This window comes from Herbinix luporum, from assembly GCF_900070325.1.
GTDB lineage: Bacteria > Bacillota > Clostridia > Lachnospirales > Lachnospiraceae > Mobilitalea > Mobilitalea luporum.
Genome location: NZ_LN879430.1, coordinates 457,393 through 479,981 on the forward strand (window position 1 = coordinate 457,393; position 22,589 = coordinate 479,981).

The following is a 22,589-nucleotide window of genomic DNA, read 5'->3' on the forward strand; positions in this document are numbered from 1 at the left end:
TGAATAAACTTATAATTATGGACATATATTGGATTAGCATTGGTAAATTAAGAAGAAAGGGGTGTTAGCTATATGAATGTAAAAGACGCTATCCGTACTTTATTATTTAAGAGAAAAAACATGATTTTTAACCAGCTATATACCGTATGGGGGGAGAATCTGGATGATGAAAAAGTATTAACAGAATATCCGAGACCTCAACTAAAAAGAAGTAATTATACAATATTAAATGGTTATTGGAAATATAATATAACCAAGGAAGATGTAAAACCTCCCTACTATGACGGAAAAATATTGGTACCCTTTTCTCCGGAAAGTGCTTTATCGAAAGTTATGCGGCAAGTAAAACCCGGTGAAATACTTTGGTATGAAAGACCCTTAATAGTTGAAGAAAAGCCTTATGGGAAACGGTTGATTTTACATTTTGGCGCTGTTGATCAAAGTTGTGAAATACTAATAAATTATAAGAAGATTGAACAACATATGGGAGGATATCTTCCCTTTTCTGTAGATATAACTGACTATATAACCGAAGGGGGAAATCTTCTGACTGTAAAAGTTAAAGACTTTTCGGATAAATCTTATCATAGCAGAGGAAAACAAAAACTCCGCCGGGGTGGTATGTTTTATACGGCTCAAAGCGGAATATGGCAGACAGTTTGGATGGAATGGGTTCCACAGGTACATATTAGCTCTCTTAGTATAACACCCCTAGTAGATGAGAGTAGCATAAGGCTTTCTATTAATTTAAACCGACCTATAAGAAATAGCCAAGAAGACAGAAAAATGCAGCAGAAATTTTTTAAGGTAGATATCTATGACCATGGTAAAAGAATATATTCTATAATTGATGACAAGCCAACTTTGGATATTCCTATGAAGAATTTTACATTTTGGAGTCCGGAAAATCCTTATCTATACGATATGGTAATTAGGGCAGGAGAAGATGTAGTTGAAAGCTATTTTGCCATGCGCAAGGTGGAGATAAAAGAGGATGAAGAGGGTGTTCCTAGGATTTATTTAAATAATAAGCCATATTTTCAAAATGGACTTTTAGATCAGGGATATTGGCCCGACGGCCTTTATACAGCTCCCAGTGATGAAGCTATGATTTTTGATATAGAACAGGCCAAGGCTCTTGGATTTAATATGCTTAGAAAGCATCTTAAGATTGAACCATTACGGTGGTATTATCATTGTGACCGCTTGGGAATGTTGGTATGGCAGGATATGGTCAACGGAGGGGGAAGATACAATAAGCTATTGGTAGGATATCTTCCTACAGTCTTTCCAAAGGTTCAGAGTTTAATAAAAGACAGGTGCTACTTTTTATTTGGCAGGACCAGTAAAAAGGGACGACTAGAGTGGATAGAAGAATGTGAGGAAACCATAAAGCACCTTTATAACAATCCCTCCATAGTAACTTGGGTTCCCTTTAATGAAGCTTGGGGGCAGTTTGATGCCAATAAGATATGCCAGTTAATCAGATCTGTGGATAATAGCAGATTAATTGACCATGCAAGTGGATGGTATGATCAAAAAGGGGGAGATTTTAAAAGCATACATAATTATTTTCATCCCCTAAAATATAAAAAAGATAAGTATAATAGAGCAGTAGTCTTATCGGAATTTGGCGGATACGCCTGCTATATTAGAAAACACTCATATTCCCCCATGGTATATGGGTATAGGATTTATACCGATACCAATAGTTTGGAAGAAGCAGTAAAAAAGCTTTATAAGGAGGATATAGAAAGGCTTAAAAAAGAAGGTTTATCTGCTGCCGTATATACACAGCTTTCTGATGTGGAAGATGAGGTCAATGGACTTTTCACCTATGACAGAAAAGTATGTAAAGTAACCAAGCCATTAATCTGATAATATATTAAGGCAATATAAATGAGCCATATTTGCATCTGATATACAAGTATGGCTCATATTATTATGCTACAAATAGCTTATATTTAAGAATTTAAGCTATAAGATCTTCAATATCTTCACCGGTTAGGCTTTCTTTTATTAAAAGCTCTCTAGCTATATTTTTAAGAGCATAGATATTTTGGCTTAATAGTTCTTTGGTTTCTTCATATAAGGTATTTATAATGGATCTGCATTTTTCTAAAAGCTCTTGGTCTATTCCCTCTTGAAGAATATAGGTGCTAAACAGTCCCATATCCGGATCCATGCCGAATTTGTTAGTATAATCTACTACCAAGGAAGAAGCTTTTTGGATATCATTGCCGGCTCCGGTGGTTATCTCTTGGCTGCCAAATATTAATTCTTCTGCAGCCCTTCCTGCTAAAAGCATTTTAATATTTGCCAAAATTTGTCTTTGGCTTTGATACATACTATCCTTGGGAATGCTTAGGTTAAAGCCCCCGGCACCTTTTACACTGGGAATAATGGTTACTTTAGAAATATAATTTTCCGGAAGTAAAAGTTTGGTTGCAAGGGCATGTCCTGCTTCATGGTATGCTGTGATTTCCCTTTCCCGGTAAGAGATGTAGCTTAAATCTGTCTTAGGAGCTCCGGCAAGGACAGTGTAAAATGCCCTGTCTATATGGCTTTGACTAATTACTTTCTTTTGCTGCTTGGCAGCTAATATTGCTGCTTCGTTGATAAGATTTTCCAGCATGGCTCCTGAAAATCCCACTGTGGACTTTGCCAGGGCTTTAAGATCTACATCATCAGATAAGGGCTTATTCTTTGTATGAAGTTCTAATATTTTCTTTCTGGAGTTTATATCCGGTAGTCCAATCTCTATCTGTCTGTCAAAACGTCCGGGACGAAGCAGGGCCTCATCTAGTGTATCTAACCTGTTAGTGGCACCGATTACTACAATACCTTGATTGTCATGAAAACCTGACATTTCTGTAAGTAAAGCATTTAAGGTCTGGTCCCTTTCGTCATTACTGGCAGAGCTGTTACGGGCCCTTTTTTTGCCTATGGCATCAATTTCATCTATAAAAATCACTGCTTTTTCATGTTTTTTTGCCTTATTAAAAAGGGTTCGAATACGGCTTGCACCGACACCTACATACATTTGCACAAAATCTGAACCGCTCATGGCATAAAAGGGAACATCTGCTTCTCCTGCTATAGCCTTGGCCATCAGTGTTTTTCCCGTTCCGGGAGGGCCGTAGAATAAAAGACCTTTGGGCATACGGGCACCAACTTGGCTGTATAAGGATGGGTTTTTTATAAAACCGATTATATCTTCTACCATGGATTTGGCTTCCACATTGCCTGCCACAGAATCAAGGGTGATTTTTTTATCTTCCTTATCTTTTTTATTGGCCTTGCTAATGAGATTCTTACTTGAATTTCCACCACGGGTATAATATATAATGGCAAAGGCGATTATGGCCACAAAAAACACACCAAAGAAGCCAGTAGCATTATTATTTTTATGGGATACTTTTATATTATTTAACAAAAGAAATTCGACAAAATTCTCTGATTTAGGATTTGTAACCTCATATTTTCTATTAGCTTCTTCCTTAAGATAGGCTTCAAAGTTAGCTCCTTCTTCACTATAGATAACTTCTTGGACCTGTCCATTATTTACAGCTTCTAAAAAAGCAGGATAAGAAAGTTCTTTTTTTGGTTTATTTATGCTATAAATACCTGCTACTATAAGGGCAAGAAGCAAAATAGACATTACAGGAATCATTATTTTTCTCATTTTGCAGCCTCCGGTCGTTTATGTATTACAATATTCAACATTAATTGTAACATTTTTTAAGTAATTTTCCATAATCAATATATGGTAATAGGTAAGCTATAAGGGTGCCTATTTGTTTTCATGTATTTAAATAAGGGCTGCATATATTAGAGTAAAGTATATTATGGGGATAAAAAACTTTGATGGATAGCGGTATTGTTGATAATCAACTTAATCTTGCTTTGGATGTACCGGAGGATGTGAGAGAAAGAACACTGGATTTGGATGTAGGATATGAGCCTCAGACCAATACCTGGGAGTTGATTATAAAATATAGCGGCAGTCTTGATAGGATAAGAGAAGATTTGGATATAGCTGTAGTGGAGTTATCCGGGGGTTATGCCATTATTACCATAGCAGAAAATTTAATAGATAGGCTGCTTAATTATGAAGAAATTGAATTTATCGAAAAACCAAAAAGGCTCTTTTATGAGGTAGATGAAGGAAGAGCAGCTTCTTGCATTAATCCGATTCAATTATCCCCTTATAATTTATTTGGCAGGGGGGTTTTGGTAGCAATCCTTGATTCAGGTATTGATTATTCCCATCCGGATTTTAGAAATGAAGACGGTACCACAAGGATAGTAGCCCTCTGGGATCAAACCATACCTGGAAATCCGCCGGAAGGGTTTAGAATAGGTAGCTTGTATACCAGGGAACAGATTAATGAAGCCCTAACCTTTCCCATGCCTCAGAGACTGGATATAGTCCCCAGTACAGATCTTTCCGGCCATGGAACCCATGTAGCCGGGATAGCCGCGGGAAACGGTAGGGCCAGTAACGGCCGTTATAGAGGGGTTGCCTCTGAAAGTGAACTTTTGGTGGTAAAACTAGGGGAATCTATTAGTGGTTCATTTCCCAGAACCACTCAACTAATGGAAGCACTAGACTTTGTAGTACAATATGCCATAGACTTAAATAGGCCCTTAGCGGTTAATATAAGCTTTGGTAATAATTATGGATCTCATACGGGCAGGTCTTTACTTGAGAGTTTTATAAATGATATTTCTAATAGGGGCAGGACCAGTATAGTTGTGGGAACAGGTAATGAAGGAGCACAAGGAAATCATGCTTGGGGAATACTGCAGATGGGGGTAGTAGAAACGGTTGCTTTTGCCGTCAGTGAATTTGAGTTTTCACTAAATCTACAGATATGGAAGAATTATTATGATCATTTTGATATTTCAATTATTGCCCCTAATGGGGTAAGAGTAGGACCGATACCAAGGCGACTTGGTACTCAGCAATTTAGGGTTGCCCAGACAGAAATTTTATTATACTATGGGGAACCTACTCCATATAATCCCCAGCAGGAGATTTATATAGAATTTATACCTATGCAAGATTTTATAAATTCCGGAGTATGGATGATTGAATTAGTTCCAAGAAGAATTATAGTCGGTAATTATGATATGTGGCTGCCATCCGGAGGGGCTAAAAATCCTGCAACGAGATTCTTGGTTTCTTCGGAATTTACGACTCTTACAATTCCCTCTACCGCTTACAGAGTCATATCTGTAGGGGCATATAATGCCTATACCGAAAGTCTGGCCCCCTTTTCCGGAAGAGGCTATACCAGAGATATGCAGATAAAACCGGATATTGTAGCTCCCGGTGTTAATATTAATTCCTGTGCTCCCGGGGGTGGTTATGCGATTCGTTCGGGAACATCCATGGCAACCCCTTTTGTAACCGGAAGTGCTGCTTTACTTATGGAATGGGGAATAGTTAGAGGCAATGATTTATACCTTTACGGAGAAAAATTAAAATCATATCTTATAGACGGAGCCAGACAGCTAAGGATTGAAAATGTTTACCCCAACCGTACTTTAGGTTACGGAGCCCTATGTCTTGAAAATACATTTAGAAATATTATTTAATTTATAATAAAGAAAAAAGGGGTGCAGCTATATTTCTTCTTAATAAGATAATATGGCTGCACCTTTTATGTGAATATATATTGATTTATTCTTGATTATTTTGTCCTTTGCTTTTTGTTGAACTTTCGCCTATTTTGGCCATAAGCATAACAATTAAGGTGAGTAAAATAATAACCACGAAGATACTGGCCATTCCTTTACCCATTATTTCTAAAGCATACATAACATTCTCGCCCATAGTAACTCCTTTCTTATGCCATGTTCTGCAAAATTGCATTAACTATTTTAATGATTACACCACCTGCCACAACAGAAGCAATTTGTCCGGATACGTTAGCACTAATGGCATGCATTAAAAGGTGATTGGAGGGATCTTCTTTAAGCCCCATTTTCTGAACAACCCTTGCTGACATGGGGAAGGCGGAGATACCGGCAGCTCCAACCATGGGGTTGATCTTTTTGTCTTTTTTTAAGAATAGGTTAAGGATTTTAGCAAATAATACGCCACCTATTGTATCAAATATAAAGGCAAGTAGTCCCAGACCCATAATCATTAAAGTTTTATAGTTAACGAATTGATCTGCCTGCATACTAAATGAAATGGTTATACCAAGCAAGAGGGTAATTAAATTAGCTAAAGTATTCTGTGCAGTTTCGGATAAAGCGTTTAAAACTCCACATTCACGAATTAGGTTACCGAACATTAAAAAGCCAACCAAGGCAACAGATGAAGGAGCTATAAGTCCTGCTATAAAGGTAACAATAATGGGGAATAGAATTCTAGTAGTTCTGGTGACGGATTTTGGATTGTATTCCATACGGATTAGACGTTCCTTCTTTGTAGTAACCAGTTTAATGGCAAAAGGTTGTACTATAGGAACTAATGCCATATAGGAATAAGCCGCCACGGCTATGGGGCCGATATAGCCGGATTTTAGTATCTTAGAAACCAGAATGGAAGTAGGACCGTCTGCGGCACCAATCATACCGATTGAAGCTGCATCGTTAATATCAAAACCTAAAATAACAGCAAGTAAGATTGTAAAAAAGATACCAAACTGTGCAGCTGCACCAAATAGAAACATCTTAGGATTTGATAGTAAGGGACCGAAATCGATCATAGCACCGATACCGATAAATAACAAGATGGGTAGAGCTTCTGAAGCATCAATACCTGTTTCAAACAGCCATTCAATAATACCGGTGGCTTCTTCGTTTAAACCTTCAAGTTTTTGTGTTAGTACACCGGAGTCGGGAAGGTTAACTAAGATTGCACCAAATCCCATAGGGAGAAGTAGAGCCGGTTCAAAGCCTTTTTCTATGGCTAGGTAAATAAGCAGAAGGCCGACACCGTACATTACCCATTGTTGCCAGGTAATAGACATAAACCCAGAAAATAAAAACTCCATAAAGCAAGTCCTCCTTAGTTATCTACATTTTCCATCCGCCAAGCACAAAAAAATCACTGTATGACAATCAGAAAACTTGTCCACAGTTTTTAGTAAAAAAATGTACACGGTCTTGGATATGTATTGAAATCTTCTTCATTGTAGCTCATTATCAGTGGATGTGTCAATCATGTTTAGGATTATTTATGTGCAAATTCCTTTCAAATCCATACAGATATTATTGTGCTTTTTTATTCGTTCTAATAACCATATATTCCTAATAAAGTATAAAGGATGACACTTAATATAAATCAAACAAAATATATAAAAACACAACATAATAATACAAGAAAACCTATAAAAACTGCCGAATCAATATGTGTAAAATCACGAAAATAATAATAAAAATACAGAAGACTTGCACAAAGATTACAAACGTGTTACTATCAAAATATGGCAAGACTAATCAAAAATATAATAGGGAGTTGAACAATATGGGAAATGATTTAACCTTTTTTCAGGTAGTATCTATTGTGATTTCAGCCTTAGCTTTTGTAACGGCATTTTGGCTCTATCGCTGGGTGTCATCACAACCCTCATCTAACAAAAAAATAGCTGAGGTAGGTAAATTGATACAAAACGGTGCTAATACATTTCTTGCTAAGGAATACAAGACCTTGGTACGTTTTTGTTCAGTTGTTGCATTACTTATTCTTGTTTTCTTACCTTCTCCCATTTGGAAAGGTAACATAGTAGATAATATCTCCATGGTAGCATCTTACATATTAGGTACGGTCTTATCTGCAATTGCAGGTAAAATCGGTATCAGTATAGCAACCATTGCAAATATGAAATCAGCGGAAGCGGCTACGAAAGGAATTAAGCCTTCTTTTATGGCAGGATATCGTGGGGGAGCAGTTATGGGAATGGCAGTGGTAGGTTCTAGCTTACTGGGAGTAACTTTAGTCCTTATGCTTACCGGCAATACCACGGTATTACTAGGCTTCTCCTTTGGTGCCAGTTCCCTAGCCTTATTTGCCAAGGCCGGAGGAGGAATTTTTACCAAGACTGCAGACGTAAGTGCAGACCTTGCCGGTAAAGTAGAACTTGGTATTCCTGAGGATGATCCTAGAAATCCGGCAGTTATTGCAGATAATGTTGGGGATAATGTAGGGGACGTTGCCGGTATGGGTGCGGATTTATTTGATTCAAACGTAGCATCCATGGCTGCTGCCTTAGTTATGGCTGCTTCTCTTAGTAATTCAGAGAAAAATATGGGCATGGTACTTTGCTATGCGGCCATAGGTTTGTTGGCCTCTATTATCGGTGTATTTACAGCTAATATGAAGGAAGGGGCAGATCCTACCAGAGCCCTTAATATGAACACCTATGTTACAACCGCCATATATGGCGTACTGACAGCTGTGGCTACTTATATTTTTGATTTTAATTGGCGTATCTGGGGAGCCAGTGCCATAGGACTTATAGTAGGTGTTATTATCGGTATCGCTACGGACTACTTTACCAATGACAATAAGAAACCTGTAAAAATGGTGGCAAAAGCCTGTGAGTCAGGTCCGGCATTTACTATTACTTCAGGTGTATCCTATGGTCTTGTAAGTACTCTTCCTGCAATGATTGGAATCGGAGTATCTGCCTTAGCCGCATATAAACTTGTTGCTCCTTTAGGAGCCGGCGGTAATGAAGTGGCATACGGTATGTATGGTATTTCTATGGCAGCAGTAGGTATGCTTTCTATAGTAGGTATGATTATATCTAACGATGCCTACGGTCCCATTGTTGATAATGCCCGTGGTCTTGTGGAAATGGGAGACTTAGGGGATAAGGCACTGGAGATAACCGACTCATTAGACAGTGCCGGTAATACTGTTAAAGCAATAACCAAGGGCTTTTCTATAGGAGCCGCAGGACTTACGGTTATAGCCTTATTGGGAGCTTTTATTACAGAGGTTAATGATGCCATTGTGGCTTTAGGATTAAATGTAGAAAAGGTTACCGGCTTTGATGTAACCAATCCAACTGTATTTTTCGGATTATTAGTAGGGGCTGCTATACCTCCGGTATTTTCAGCAATGCTTATGCTGGGTGTAGATCGTAACGCACAAAGGATGATAGCTGAAATTCATCGTCAATTTAGAGAAATAGCCGGCTTAAAAGAAGGTAAAGAAGGAGTAAAACCGGAATATGATAAATGTATAGAAATTGCTACGGTGGGAGCTTTAAAAGAGTTGATTCCTGCAGGTCTTATGGCTATAATCTCCACATTGCTAGTGGGATTAATAGGTGGTGTTCATGCTGTGGGGGGCTTTATTACCGGTAATATAGTAAGCGGACTGATATTTGCCCTGTTTATGTCCAACTCAGGTGGACTGTGGGATAATACTAAGAAGTACATCGAAGCCGGAAATCACGGGGGAAAGAATTCAAAAGCACATAAGGCCGGTGTAGTGGGAGATACGGTCGGGGATCCCTTTAAAGATACGGCCGGTCCGTCAATCAATACACAGATTACTGTAGTATCATTAGTGGCTTCTATAGCAGCTACACTGTTTTTGACTATTTCAATATTTTAAACAATAAAGTTTTGGATAATAATGTATATATTTGCCGCAACCGGGTACTTGTATTCGGTTGCGGTTTTTTTGGTTATTATATGGGGCTTAGTTGCTATTTGGTGGATTTTGGTGTATAATTAGAAAAAAGCGCAAGATATGGTGTTTGTATAGATATGCGGCTTTTATCCTGATTCTTCGGAGGCAACCATAATGAAAAAACTCATATTCTACATAGGATTGTTTTTTGTTATGATTTTTTTAACCACCGGTTGTAGCAAATCCGGCGGCTACTATAGAAGTGGTAAAAACTACTTTATAAGCGGAGACTACCACAAAGCGGCTGAGAATTTTTCTTTGTCCATTACTAAAAACCCCAATAAGGCAGAATATTATATAGATTATGGTATGGCATTAATTGGGCTTGGACAGTACCAAGAAGCATTTGTGCAATTTGATAAAGTTATTATGGACAAGAAGATTACCATTGTTCTTAAAAATAATAAGAGGGCTTTAAGAGGAAAAGGTATTGCTTATTTTATGATGCAGGATTTTCAGGAAGCAATAAATCAGTTTGACAAAGCCTTAGATATTAATGTATTATCAGAACTGGATTTGGACATATTGTATTATAAGGGAAGAGCCTTGACAAATATCGGTGATTTTAAAGAAGCTGCAGCAACTTACAGCAGAATCATCGATCAATTTGGACAAGATGCCCAGGTACTGGCCGATCGTGCCTATACATATCATAAAAGTGGAGAATATGTAGAAGGATTAAATGATTATGATAAGGCCATTACCTTGCAAAGTGATAAATTTGATTACTATTTTGGCAAGTACTATCTGCTTATGGATATGGGAAAGCCTAATGAGGCACAGGAGGTCCTAAGACAGGCAGAAGAAATAAAAATTATTACTAAAGCGGATAAGTATAATCTGGCAAAGGTTCATTTTTATCAAGGTTTGTATGATCAAGCTATTTATGAACTTAGCGAAAGTGCAGGCAATGGATTTGTAGAAGCTAATTTTTATATTGGTGAAATCTACAATCATAAAAAGGATTATCCTACTGCAAAATATTATTATGAAAAATATATAGAAGAAGGAGGAGTTCCCCTACCATGGATATATAGTCAGATTGCATCCTGCCTTATGAAAACCGGTGAATATAAACAGGCTATCCCTTATTTGGAAACTGGTATAAACTATGCCCATAATGATATGAAGAGGGAACTTCTAAAAAGTTTAATTATTGTCTATGAAAATTTGGGGGATTTTGAGAATGCTTTGATAAAGCTTGAAAGCTATCTTGCTTCTTATCCCGGGGATGAGGATGCTAAAAGAGAAGAGATTTTTTTAAAGTCCAGAACTAAGGAATTTAGCACTACAAATAATCCATAAAAGAGGTAATCATGGCAAAGCTATATGACATTGAAGAAGCAAAGGAACAGTTTGTACTGATAGGTGTATCTGTTTCCGATAATGATGATACAAAAGAATCCTTAGAAGAGTTAAAGGAATTGGTGGAAACAGCCGGTGCTTTAACTGTTGGAATGGTTATTCAAAACAGGGAGAAAATCCATCCGGCAACTTATATAGGAAAAGGTAAGATTGAAGAAGTAAGGCAGATGATTTTTGAAGCAGATGCAACCGGTGTAATCTGTGATGATGAATTATCCCCTGCTCAGCTAAAAAATCTTGAGGATGCCTTACAGACAAAAGTTTTGGATCGAACCATTCTTATATTAGATATATTTGCAAAGAGGGCGACTACTAAGGAAGGAAAACTTCAAGTTGAGTTGGCCCAGCTTAAGTTTAGTTCCACCAGGCTTATCGGTTTAAGAAATTCCTTATCAAGACTTGGTGGCGGTATCGGTACAAGAGGCCCCGGTGAGAAGAAATTGGAGATTGACCGGCGCCATATTAGGGAACGAATATCCCAGCTTAAACGGGAATTAGATGATTTGGAAAAAAACAGGGAAACAGCCAGAAGCCTTAGAAGCAGGAGCAAGATTCCTGTAGTAGCTATTGTAGGCTATACCAATGCCGGCAAATCTACTTTATTAAATTATTTGACAGGTGCGGGGGTTTTAGAAGAGGATAAGCTCTTTGCAACCCTAGACCCCACTACCAGAAGTTATACCATGGAAAGCGGGCAGCAGGTATTATTTACAGATACGGTTGGTTTTATACGAAAACTTCCCCACCATCTTATAGAGGCCTTTCGCAGTACCTTAGAAGAGGCTAAATATGCAGATATAATATTACATGTAGTAGACAGTATAAATCCCGATCTTTACAAACAGATGCATATAGTATATGATACATTGGCTAAACTGGGAATTAGGGACAAAGCTATTATTACGGTATTTAATAAACAGGATTTGATTATATCAGAACAGGCCCTAAAGGATTTTAAGGCAGATTATACGGTTAAGATTTCTGCTAAAACCGGAGAGGGTGTGGATAAATTACTTGAACTTATAGAAAAAGTATTAATGGAACAAAAAGTTTTTATAGAAGAGCTGATTAGCTATAAGGAAGCAGGTAAGATTCATACCATTCGAAAGTACGGACAGTTGTTAGAAGAGGAATATAGAGAGGATGGTATCTTTGTTAAAGCCTATATTCCAAAGGAGTTTGCCGGCAATATAAGTGCTTTTAACTAAATAGTAATTTATCACTATAGATACTAGATATAGTAGAGTGTGAGAAAAAGCTGCATATATCTAGTATTTTTATATTGACTAAAAATTAGAATTTTGATAATATGAATTTATGGAGACTAAAGAGTATTACTTTGAAATAAATGATACGGGAAGGGAGAATGTAACAGATGATTAATGTTCTAAAAAGAGACGGGCAGGTCGCTGAATTTAACTTGCAAAAAATCAGCGAAGCAATTACAAAGGCATTTAAGGCCACTGACAAAATATTTACTGATGAAATTATTAGCTTGCTTTCTTTAAGAGTTACGGCAGATTTTCAAGACAAAATTAAGGAAAGCAAAATTCATGTAGAGGATATTCAGGATAGTGTAGAGCATGTGCTAGAGCAGTCGGGATACACAGATGTGGCAAAGGCTTATATACTCTACCGCAAAAACAGAGAAAAAATCCGTAATATGAAATCTACAATCCTTGATTATAAGGAAACCATTAATAGCTATGTAAAAGAAGAGGATTGGAGAGTTAAGGAAAATTCTACTGTTACATATTCTGTAGGAGGATTGATTTTACATAATTCCGGTAAGGTAACAGCAAATTATTGGTTATCTGAAATCTATGATGAAGAGATTGCCAATGCCCATCGCAATGCTGACATTCATATTCATGACTTATCAATGTTAACCGGTTATTGTGCGGGATGGTCTTTAAAGCAGCTAATAAAAGAAGGTTTAGGCGGCATTCCCGGTAAGATTACATCTTCTCCCGCAAGCCATTTATCAACTTTATGCAACCAGATGGTGAATTTCCTTGGTATTATGCAGAATGAATGGGCAGGAGCCCAGGCTTTCTCCTCCTTTGACACATATTTGGCTCCCTTTGTAAAAGCAGACAATCTTACTTATAAAGAAGTAAAACAATGTATCCAATCCTTTGTATATGGTGTTAATACACCAAGCCGCTGGGGTACTCAAGCACCGTTTTCAAATATTACCCTAGACTGGACAGTGCCGGATGATTTGGCTGAACTGCCTTGCATAGTAGGCGGTAGGGAGATGGATTTTAAATATAAAGATTGTAAGAAGGAAATGGATATGATTAATAAGGCCTTCATAGAAATTATGATTGAAGGGGATGCCAATGGAAGAGGCTTCCAGTATCCAATTCCTACCTATTCTATAACTAAAGATTTTGACTGGTCAGATACTGAAAATAACCGTTTGTTATTTGAAATGACAGCAAAATATGGAACGCCATATTTTTCAAACTATATTAATAGTGATATGGAACCCAGTGATATCCGTTCTATGTGCTGTAGGCTTCGTCTTGATTTACGTGAGCTTAGGAAAAAGACAGGGGGCTTCTTTGGATCGGGAGAAAGCACCGGTTCAGTTGGTGTTGTAACCATAAATATGCCAAGAATCGCCTATCTGTCAGCCAATGAAGAAGAATTCTTTAAGCGCCTAGATAAGATGATGGATATCTCCGCCCGTTCACTGAAGGTAAAAAGAGATGTTATTACCAAACTTTTAGAGGAAGGTCTCTATCCTTATACCAAACGTTATCTGGGTACCTTTGAGAATCATTTTTCCACTATCGGCCTGGTAGGTATGAATGAAGTAGGTTTAAATGCTAAATGGTTAGGTAAAGATATGACCCATAAAGAGACCGTAGACTTTAGTATTAAAGTTCTTAATCATATGAGAGAGCGTTTGTCTGACTATCAGGAACAGTATGGGGATTTATATAACTTGGAGGCAACTCCGGCAGAATCAACCAGCTATCGTCTTGCAAAACATGACAAGAAACGCTACCCTGATATTAAGACAGCCGGTAATGAAGGGGATACCCCTTATTACACCAATAGTTCCCATCTACCGGTAGGATATACTGAGGATATATTTGAGGCCCTTGATATACAGGACGAGCTTCAGACCCTTTATACATCAGGAACGGTATTCCATGCCTTCCTTGGGGAAAAACTGCCCGATTGGCAGGGGGCTGCTAAGCTGGTTAGAACTATTGCGGAAAACTATAGATTGCCATACTATACCCTTTCACCGACTTATTCCGTATGTAGCACCCATGGGTATCTGAACGGAGAGCACTTTACTTGTCCTGAATGTGGCCAGAGGGCAGAAGTTTATAGCCGTATAACAGGATATTATCGTCCGGTTCAGAACTGGAATGAGGGTAAAACTCAGGAATATAAGAATAGAAGACTTTATGATATAGTCCGCTCCAGGCAAATGCCCGTAAGTTCCGGAATTAGAAGTGAGAGTCAAATAAACTTACTATCAGGATTAGATGACGGCTTATATCTCTTTACTACAAAGACTTGCCCTAATTGCAATTTGGCTAAGGAATATTTAAAAGACACTCCATATACCTTAATAGATGCCGAGGATAATCCTAATCTTTCCATGGAGTATAATATCCTTCAAGCACCAACTTTACTGGAGGTAAGTAAGGGAGTAGTCAATAAATATACAAATGCTTCTAATATTAAAAAATACGTAGATGCACAGTCATTACGTCTACAATAACTTATATGTTAATAACTGATTTGTAATATATAATGCTGTATGCACAAGAGGATTTGCCGATTTGCATACAGCATTTTTCACGCTTGCCTACTTATCTTTAGTAAGGTACAATATTAATCAACAGTAAAAAAACTTGGAGGTAATGATATGAGTTTGGCCGATAAAATATTTATAGATATGTGTAATGACATATTGGAAAATGGAACCAGTACCGAGGGAGAGAAAGTCAGGCCCAAATGGGAAGACGGATCACCGGCATATACAATAAAGAAATTTGGTGTTGTAAATCGTTATGATTTATCAAAGGAGTTTCCGGCTTTAACTTTGAGAAGGCTGGCCTTTAAAAGCTGTATTGACGAATTATTATGGATATGGCAGAAAAAATCCAATAATATTAATGAGTTAAACAGCCATATATGGGATAGCTGGGCTGATGAAGAGGGCTCAATAGGTAAAGCTTATGGCTATCAGATGCAAGTTAAGCACAAATATAAAGAAGGGGAAATGGACCAGGTAGACCGGGTTATCTACGATCTTAAAAATAATCCCTATAGCAGAAGAATTATTACCAACCTATATGTTCATCAGGATCTTCATGAGATGAATTTATATCCCTGTGCTTATAGTATGACATTTAATGTGACCAAGGAAAAAGACAGCGAACAACTGGTACTTAATGCAATCCTTAATCAGAGATCAAATGACATTCTTGCAGCCAATAATTGGAACGTATGCCAATATGCAGTACTTGTGCATATGCTGGCACAGGTATGTGGCTATAAGGTAGGAGAGCTGGTTCATGTAATTGCAGATGCCCATATTTATGACAGGCATATTCCTATTATACAGGAATTGATAAAACGTCCCATTTATGAGGCTCCTGAATTTTATATAAATCCTGAAATTAAAGATTTTTATCAGTTTAAGGTGGAGGATTTTGAATTAAGAAATTATAAATATGGTCCTAAGGTAGAAATTCCGGTGGCTATATAGGGTTGTGGCAAATAAAATCTAGTGCTTAGGAAAGGTGATGTTTATGAATCTAATTGTAGCTGTGGATAAAAACTGGGCTATTGGATATAAAAACAAGCTTTTAGTACGGATACCTGCAGATCAACGTTTCTTTCGTAATGAAACCATCAATAAAGCAGTTATTATGGGAAGAAAGACTCTAGAGAGTTTTCCTGGGGGGCTTCCTTTAAAAGATAGACTAAATGTTGTTCTTACATCGGATCCGAATTATAAGGTTAAAGATGCTGTAGTAGTTAATAGTATTGAAAAAGCCCTTGAGGCGGTTAAAGAATACAATACAGAAGATGTTTATGTAATCGGTGGTGAAAGCATATATCGTCAAATGCTTCCCCTTTGTGATGTGGCCCATGTGACAAAAATCGATTATGCTTATCAGGCGGATGCTTATTTTCCTAATTTAGATGAAATGGAAGATTGGGTTATAACAGGAGAATCCGATGAGCAGACCTATTATGATATTGCATATACTTTCTACAAATATGAGAGAAAAATATTATAATAAACTTGAAAAAATTCTCAGAAAGGCATATTATAAGTTAAACGATAAGTGCAGGAACATATTTTGAAAGAAGGTTGAAAAGATGTTGGATATCAAAACCACAAAAACTACTACACCAAAAGAATTACCGGATAAGGACGATCCCTTAAAATTTGGTACCATTTTTACTGACCATATGTTTATCATGGATTATGAAGAAGGAAAAGGTTGGCACGATGCCAGAATTATACCTTATCAGCCCATAAGCCTTGAACCTTCTGCCATGGTATTTCATTATGGACAAGAAATGTTTGAGGGATTAAAGGCTTATAAGACTGAGGATGGAAGAATTTTATTGTTCCGTCCCCATATGAATGCAAAACGTACCAATAACACCTGTAGAAGATTATGTATACCTGAAATTCCTGAGGAAGACTTTGTACAAGCAATAAAAGAATTAGTTAAAATTGATAAGGCTTGGATTCCTACAAAGGAAGGAACCTCTCTTTATATAAGACCTTTTATTATTGCCACCGATCCTTTCTTAGGAGTAAGGCCATCCCATACCTATAAGTTTATGATAATCCTGTCTCCTGTAGGACCATATTATCCGGAAGGACTAAATCCGGTTAAGATATGGATTGAGGATGAATATGTAAGGGCAGTTAAGGGGGGCATAGGAGAGGCTAAAGCCGGAGGCAACTATGTGGCATCTTTAAAAGCCCAAATTAAAGCCTATGAAGAAGGATATTCTCAAGTCTTATGGCTAGACGGTGTTCATAGGAAGTACATCGAAGAAGTGGGAGCAATGAACATATTTTTTAAGATAAATAATGTGGTTGTAACTCCCAAATTAAACGGAAGTATCCTTCCGGGAGTAACAAGGGATTCTGTTATTAAGATGTGCAATCATTGGGGTATTAAGGTTGAAGAACGGTTGATATCTATTGATGAGGTTTATAATGCACATAAAGATGGATTACTAGAAGAAGTATTTGGCACAGGGACAGCAGCGGTTATATCTCCGGTTGGACATCTTCGTTGGGAAAATCATATTATGCAGGTTGAGGATGGGGGTATAGGACCCTTAAGTCAAAAACTATATAATACATTGACCGGAATACAGCTTGGCAAGATAGAAGATGTCTATAATTGGACAGTAGAAGTAGAGTAAGACTTGCAGGCCTGCTAATTTTGTATTATTATATATAGTATAATTTAATACGAAAGGTACAGGTGTTAGGATGAACGATCTTTATGCAGAAGCAGGGGTCAAGAGAAAAGACACTGCTGCTACTATGGGACTTAAGGCACTAATGATATTAGGGGTGCTAGCAGGCTTATTTTTTATCTTTATAGGACAGATATTTACTTTTGTGGGAATAGGAATCTTAATTGCAATTTTTTTCTTATTTCCAAGTTTAGATATTGAATATGAGTATGTATTTGTAGACGGACAGATTGATTTTGATAGGATTACAGGGAAATCAAGAAGAAAGACCATACTTCGTATCGATTTTGATCAAGTGGAGATTATGGCACCGCTTAATTCCCCTGTCCTAGATAGCTACAATCACATGCAATTGGAAAAAAAAGATTTTTCTTCACTTAGTAAGGATAGCAAACCTTATGTTATCATTGCTAATGTAGATAATAAGAAAATGAAAATTATGTTTGAACCAAGTGAAAAAATGCTTGCTATGATTAAGCAAAAGAGCCCCAGAAAGATATCAAATTATTAAAATTAAAAATACTTACCAATAAAATTGAGGATTTTATATCCTCGATTTTTCTTTTTATGGAGACCTTTTTTAATGTTGACAAGGCTTCTATAATCGGATATACTTTTAAAAATATTTAATTAGGGATGCTTCCCGATAAATCAGTATAATTTTATTAATAATAGAAATAATTGTATAAAGAAAGAGAGGAATAGTTATAATGGCTCAAATCATTGGCGATGGCATAACTTTTGATGACGTACTTTTGGTGCCTGCATATTCAGAGGTATTACCAAATCAAGTGGATTTAACAACTCAACTTACCAAGAAGATTAAATTAAATATACCTTTGATGAGTGCCGGTATGGACACAGTTACTGAGAACCGAATGGCAATTGCTATGGCAAGGCAGGGCGGTATCGGAGTAATCCATAAAAATATGTCTATTGAAGAACAGGCAGAGGAAGTTGATAAGGTAAAAAGATCAGAACATGGTGTAATAACCGATCCTTTTTATTTATCTCCTGAGCATACTTTACATGATGCTAATGAATTGATGGCAAAGTATAGAATTTCAGGTGTCCCCATTACAGTAGGCAAAAAGCTTGTGGGTATAATAACTAACCGTGATTTAAAGTTTGAAGAGGATTTTTCTAAGAAAATAAAGGAATGTATGACTTCTGAAGGCCTTATTACTGCTAAGGAAGGGATTACTTTAGATGAAGCCAAGCAAATTCTAGGTGCTGCCAGGAAGGAAAAGTTGCCCATTGTAGATGATCAGGGTAATCTAAAAGGCTTAATTACTATTAAAGATATAGAAAAACAGATGAAGTATCCTTTATCGGCAAAGGATGAGCAAGGTAGATTATTATGTGCAGCTGCTGTGGGAATCACCAGTAATATTATGGAACGTGTGGAGGCTTTAGTTAAAGCTAAAGTTGATGCTATAGTTATTGATACTGCCCATGGCCATTCAGCTAATGTATTAAAAGTTGTTAAGATGGTAAGGGATGCTTTTTCAGATATACAGATTATAGCCGGAAACGTGGCAACCGGAGAGGCAACTTATGATTTAATTAAGGCCGGTGTAGATGCCGTTAAGGTAGGTATCGGACCTGGATCTATCTGTACAACAAGAGTTGTGGCCGGTATTGGCGTACCTCAGATTACCGCCATTATGGACGCTTATGAAGTGGCTCAAAAGTATGGAGTACCCATTATTGCCGACGGCGGTATTAAATATTCCGGAGATATAACAAAGGCTTTAGCCGCAGGGGCCAATGTATGTATGATGGGAAGTATTTTTGCAGGCTGTGATGAAAGCCCCGGTACCTTCGAACTATTCCAAGGCAGAAAATATAAGGTTTATCGTGGTATGGGCTCTATAGCAGCCATGGAGAAAGGTAGTAAGGATCGTTACTTCCAGACCGATGCTAAAAAACTTGTCCCTGAAGGTGTAGAAGGTCGTGTTGCATATAAGGGTACTGTAGAAGATACTGTATTCCAATTAATAGGAGGCCTAAGGGCAGGCATGGGTTACTGTGGAGCAAAAGATATTGAAAGTCTGCAAAAAACAGGTAAATTTGTAAAAATCACAGCAGCCTCTTTAAGAGAAAGCCATCCCCATGATATTCATATTACCAAGGAAGCTCCAAACTATAGTGTAGAAGAATAATATTAAGAATAATATATAGAATAAAAATCAGGAGTATACTTAAAATGAGTATACTCCTGATTTTTATCTAAACACTGCTAAGTATTATAATGATAGGATTATTTCTTTGTTAATGGAATTGTATTGTCTATAGTTAACCCCTGCCGCATCTAGCATCCGCTTTGAGGCAATAACTATATCTGTTTCGGCATATTTGTCACTCATATAGATAATTTCCTTAATACCTTTTTGAATTAAGGCCTTTGCACACTCATTACAGGGAAACAGGGTGATATAAATCTTTGCCCCCTTCATATCATTTCCTGCAAAGTTTAAAATAGCATTTAATTCTGCATGGCATACATATGGATATTTTGTATCCAAAGGATTACCTTCCCTACTCCAGGGAAATTCATCGTCAGAACAACCCATGGGCATGCCGTTATAGCCTACCGATAGAATTTTATTATCCTCACTGACTATACAGGCTCCCACTCTTGTATTGGGGTCTTTGCTTCGTTCAGCTGAAAGTAGGGCAATACCCATAAAATATGCATCCCAATTGATATAATCTTCTCTCTTCATATTTCCCCCTTATAAAATTGCCTATAAATATAGGACATATTGTATTTTAATTAATTATGTTGTCCTGCTATTTGTACTTTTAACATATTGGTAGTACCGGAGATACCAAGAGGAACACCGGCAGTCATAACAGCCAGTTCACCCTTCTTAATATAACCGGCTTTTTCTACAGCTTCCATTGCATGATCAAACAACTCAAAAGTATCATGCTCAACGGCAATTAAAAGGGGTGTAATTCCCCAAGCCAAGTTAAGTTGTCTGTAGACAACCGGGTCGGTTGTACAACCTATTATATCGCATTGAGGACGGAAGCGGGAAATCATCCTTGCGGTTTCACCTGAGGTGGTAACCGTAACTATCATTTTGGCTTTTAAGTCATGGGCAGTTGTAATGGTAGAACGGGATATGGCATCGGTAATATCAGGATTAGTAGGGATTTCCCTTTGATTAAAGCGCTTAACATAGTCTATTTCAGCTTCAGTTCTGAGGGTTATTTTTACCATAGCCTGTAAGGCTTCAAGAGGATAATCTCCGGCAGCGGTCTCACCGGACAGCATAATTGCACTGGTTCCATCATATATAGCGTTAGCTACGTCAGTTATCTCTGCCCTTGTGGGTCTTGGATGCTTAATCATAGAATCCAACATCTGGGTGGCTGTAATAACCTGCTTACCGCTATTATATACTTTCTTAATAATCTGTTTTTGTATGGAAGGCAGTTCTTCATAAGGAATTTCTACACCCATGTCACCTCTGGCAATCATAATGCCGTCTGCTGCATCTATGATTTCATCAATATTTTGAACACCTTGTAGATTTTCAATCTTAGCAATTATTTTTGCCTTGGACTTATGTTTGTTAAGCATCTTACGAACCTCATGTACATCATCGGCGGTTCTTACAAAAGATGCTGCTATAAAATCAAATTTATGCTCTATGGCAAATAATATATCGGCGCGGTCTTTTTCGCTGATATAAGGCATGGATAAGTGAACGCCCGGAATATTAACTCCTTTTCTGTTAGATAAAGTTCCGTTATTTTTTACCTTACAGATAATATCTGTGGAAGTAACTTCAACAACGGTCATTTCTATAAGACCATCATCAATTAAAATCTTTACACCTGGATCCACATCATAAATCAAACTGGGATAACTGATAGATACCTGAGTATTATCACCTTCAATATCTTTTGTAGTTAAGGTGAATAATTGTCCGGCTTTTAGTTGCACTTTTTTATTGTCTTTAAAAGTGCCTATACGAATTTCAGGACCCTTTGTATCCATTAGGGTGGCTACAGGGATTTTTAGCTCTTCCCGATACTTTTCTATAGTTTTTAATCGTTTCAGATGTTCCTTATAATCGGCATGGGAAAAATTAAATCTGGCAACATCCATGCCTGAAAGCATAAGTTGCTTTATAATTTCATCTTTGTCTGTTGATGGACCTAATGTACATATAATCTTTGTCTTTCTCATGTTTTTCTCCATTCTCTTAAATGTTCTAATTTATATTTTTACTATAATAAAGGTAAAGAATACATCATAAGGAATTAAATTTTTAAATATTGGCTTTTACGGTACTTGATCCCAGACTTGCCCTTAAAATATAGATACACAAGATATAGGATCAGGCTGCATATTAGGACAATTGCTATTATAAGCAAGGCGCAATGCATGAAAAATTTTGCCGGTAATATATTAATTACCGGGTCAGTAATAGGATCAAAGATCCAATAATCATTTTTGAAAAATATTTTATGAAATATCAAGAATGATGTATCAAAGTCTATTGCCAGTAGAAGACCTACTATAATCGGCAATATAATTGATGTTAGTGAAGATACTGCCAGATAACTAATATCCCTTTTACGGGCTTTATAGACTATAATTGACACAGCAGTAATTAAGGAAATTGCAGCCAGGCCATAAAAAAACGTAAATATATCCTTGACTTCCTTAAAATGTTGAATACCGGAAGGTGAGGCTGTTAGGGTTGGGAATGAAAGACTACCTTTAAAAAAAGGAGATGAATAGTCAATCAATGCATTATAATTAGCTATAATTTCCTCCTTTGAGTAGCCCGAGCTTTCCGGAATATTAAGTAATTTAATATCAAGGTAGTATAAGGGCCTAAAATTAATGGTAAATACTACCCCAATAGATATAAATAACAGGAAAAATACTAATCCTATCAATATATCGGATTTTTTAAAAGCTTTTACCATTTTAACATGCCTTTCCTTAATACAATTTCATAGGAATTATAGTACACTTTTGGAAGGTTTGCAACTGTATAATTTCACTTTGATTATTCTAATATGGTGGATATAAGCAGAT

The 22,589-nt window shown here is 37.1% G+C and carries 16 protein-coding genes and 1 pseudogene; 11 read left to right on the forward strand and 6 right to left on the reverse strand.

All coding sequences use genetic code 11. The features are described 5' to 3' along the window. The first annotated feature begins 72 nt into the window (after positions 1–72). Positions 73–1,878: a glycoside hydrolase family 2 protein gene (locus SD1D_RS02220; protein WP_058257413.1), complete on the forward strand. Its 1,806-nt coding sequence runs from the start codon at positions 73–75 to the stop codon at positions 1,876–1,878. A gap of 94 nt (positions 1,879–1,972) precedes the next feature. On the opposite strand, the gene SD1D_RS02225 is transcribed toward SD1D_RS02220, so the two are convergent. Then, positions 1,973–3,685: an ATP-dependent metallopeptidase FtsH/Yme1/Tma family protein gene (locus SD1D_RS02225; protein ID WP_242955243.1), complete on the reverse strand. Its 1,713-nt coding sequence runs from the start codon at positions 3,683–3,685 to the stop codon at positions 1,973–1,975. 182 nt (positions 3,686–3,867) lie between these two features. On the opposite strand from SD1D_RS02225, the gene SD1D_RS02230 reads away from it, so the two are divergent. After that, on the forward strand, positions 3,868–5,604 hold the full coding sequence (locus SD1D_RS02230; RefSeq protein ID WP_058257414.1) for a S8 family peptidase: 1,737 nt from the start codon (positions 3,868–3,870) through the stop codon (positions 5,602–5,604). Positions 5,605–5,689: 85 nt separating this feature from the next. Here SD1D_RS02230 and SD1D_RS12250 read toward each other — a convergent pair whose 3' ends face one another. Both SD1D_RS12250 and SD1D_RS02240 read right to left on the reverse strand, forming a co-directional pair. Then, on the reverse strand, positions 5,690–5,842 hold the full coding sequence (locus tag SD1D_RS12250) for an OadG family transporter subunit (protein WP_173803191.1): 153 nt from the start codon (positions 5,840–5,842) through the stop codon (positions 5,690–5,692). 13 nt (positions 5,843–5,855) lie between these two features. Further along, positions 5,856–7,013: a sodium ion-translocating decarboxylase subunit beta gene (locus SD1D_RS02240; protein WP_058257415.1), complete on the reverse strand. Its 1,158-nt coding sequence runs from the start codon at positions 7,011–7,013 to the stop codon at positions 5,856–5,858. A 473-nt stretch (positions 7,014–7,486) separates the two neighbouring features. Here SD1D_RS02240 and SD1D_RS02245 point away from each other — a divergent pair, with 473 nt between their 5' ends. The 9 genes from SD1D_RS02245 to guaB all read left to right on the forward strand — a co-directional run bounded on the left by SD1D_RS02245 (position 7,487) and on the right by guaB (position 19,686). Beyond that, a complete protein-coding gene (locus SD1D_RS02245) occupies positions 7,487–9,586 on the forward strand; it encodes a sodium-translocating pyrophosphatase (protein ID WP_058257416.1) in 2,100 nt (699 codons plus the stop codon). A gap of 192 nt (positions 9,587–9,778) precedes the next feature. After that, a complete protein-coding gene (locus SD1D_RS02250; protein ID WP_058257417.1) occupies positions 9,779–10,969 on the forward strand; it encodes a tetratricopeptide repeat protein in 1,191 nt (396 codons plus the stop codon). Positions 10,970–10,980: 11 nt separating this feature from the next. After that, a complete protein-coding gene (hflX, locus tag SD1D_RS02255; RefSeq protein WP_058257418.1) occupies positions 10,981–12,237 on the forward strand; it encodes a GTPase HflX in 1,257 nt (418 codons plus the stop codon). Positions 12,238–12,404: 167 nt separating this feature from the next. After that, entirely contained in the window at positions 12,405–14,780 is a 2,376-nt protein-coding gene (locus SD1D_RS02260) for a ribonucleoside triphosphate reductase (protein ID WP_058257419.1), read from the forward strand. A gap of 147 nt (positions 14,781–14,927) precedes the next feature. After that, positions 14,928–15,773, forward strand: coding sequence for a thymidylate synthase (thyA, locus tag SD1D_RS02265; protein ID WP_058257420.1), 846 nt, complete (start codon positions 14,928–14,930; stop codon positions 15,771–15,773). 43 nt (positions 15,774–15,816) lie between these two features. Next, entirely contained in the window at positions 15,817–16,311 is a 495-nt protein-coding gene (locus tag SD1D_RS02270; protein WP_058257421.1) for a dihydrofolate reductase, read from the forward strand. Positions 16,312–16,393: 82 nt separating this feature from the next. After that, positions 16,394–17,464 carry a branched-chain amino acid aminotransferase gene (locus tag SD1D_RS02275; protein WP_058257422.1) on the forward strand — a complete coding sequence of 357 codons (1,071 nt, stop codon included), beginning with the start codon at positions 16,394–16,396 and terminating at the stop codon, positions 17,462–17,464. Positions 17,465–17,534: 70 nt separating this feature from the next. Beyond that, entirely contained in the window at positions 17,535–18,032 is a 498-nt protein-coding gene (locus SD1D_RS02280) for a DUF6106 family protein (protein WP_058257423.1), read from the forward strand. A 199-nt stretch (positions 18,033–18,231) separates the two neighbouring features. Beyond that, positions 18,232–19,686, forward strand: coding sequence for an IMP dehydrogenase (gene guaB, locus SD1D_RS02285; RefSeq protein WP_058257424.1), 1,455 nt, complete (start codon positions 18,232–18,234; stop codon positions 19,684–19,686). Positions 19,687–19,770: 84 nt separating this feature from the next. Here guaB and SD1D_RS02290 read toward each other — a convergent pair whose 3' ends face one another. The 3 genes and pseudogenes from SD1D_RS02290 to SD1D_RS02300 all read right to left on the reverse strand — a co-directional run bounded on the left by SD1D_RS02290 (position 19,771) and on the right by SD1D_RS02300 (position 22,477). Continuing rightward, a complete protein-coding gene (locus SD1D_RS02290; RefSeq protein ID WP_058257425.1) occupies positions 19,771–20,250 on the reverse strand; it encodes a deoxycytidylate deaminase in 480 nt (159 codons plus the stop codon). 62 nt (positions 20,251–20,312) lie between these two features. Next, positions 20,313–21,728, reverse strand: a pseudogene (gene pyk / locus SD1D_RS02295) (pyruvate kinase); the annotation flags it as partial. Positions 21,729–21,802: 74 nt separating this feature from the next. Further along, positions 21,803–22,477 (reverse strand): TIGR01906 family membrane protein, encoded by a 675-nt coding sequence (locus SD1D_RS02300; protein ID WP_087758726.1) that lies wholly within the window; start codon positions 22,475–22,477, stop codon positions 21,803–21,805. Between the last annotated feature and the right edge of the window lie 112 nt (positions 22,478–22,589).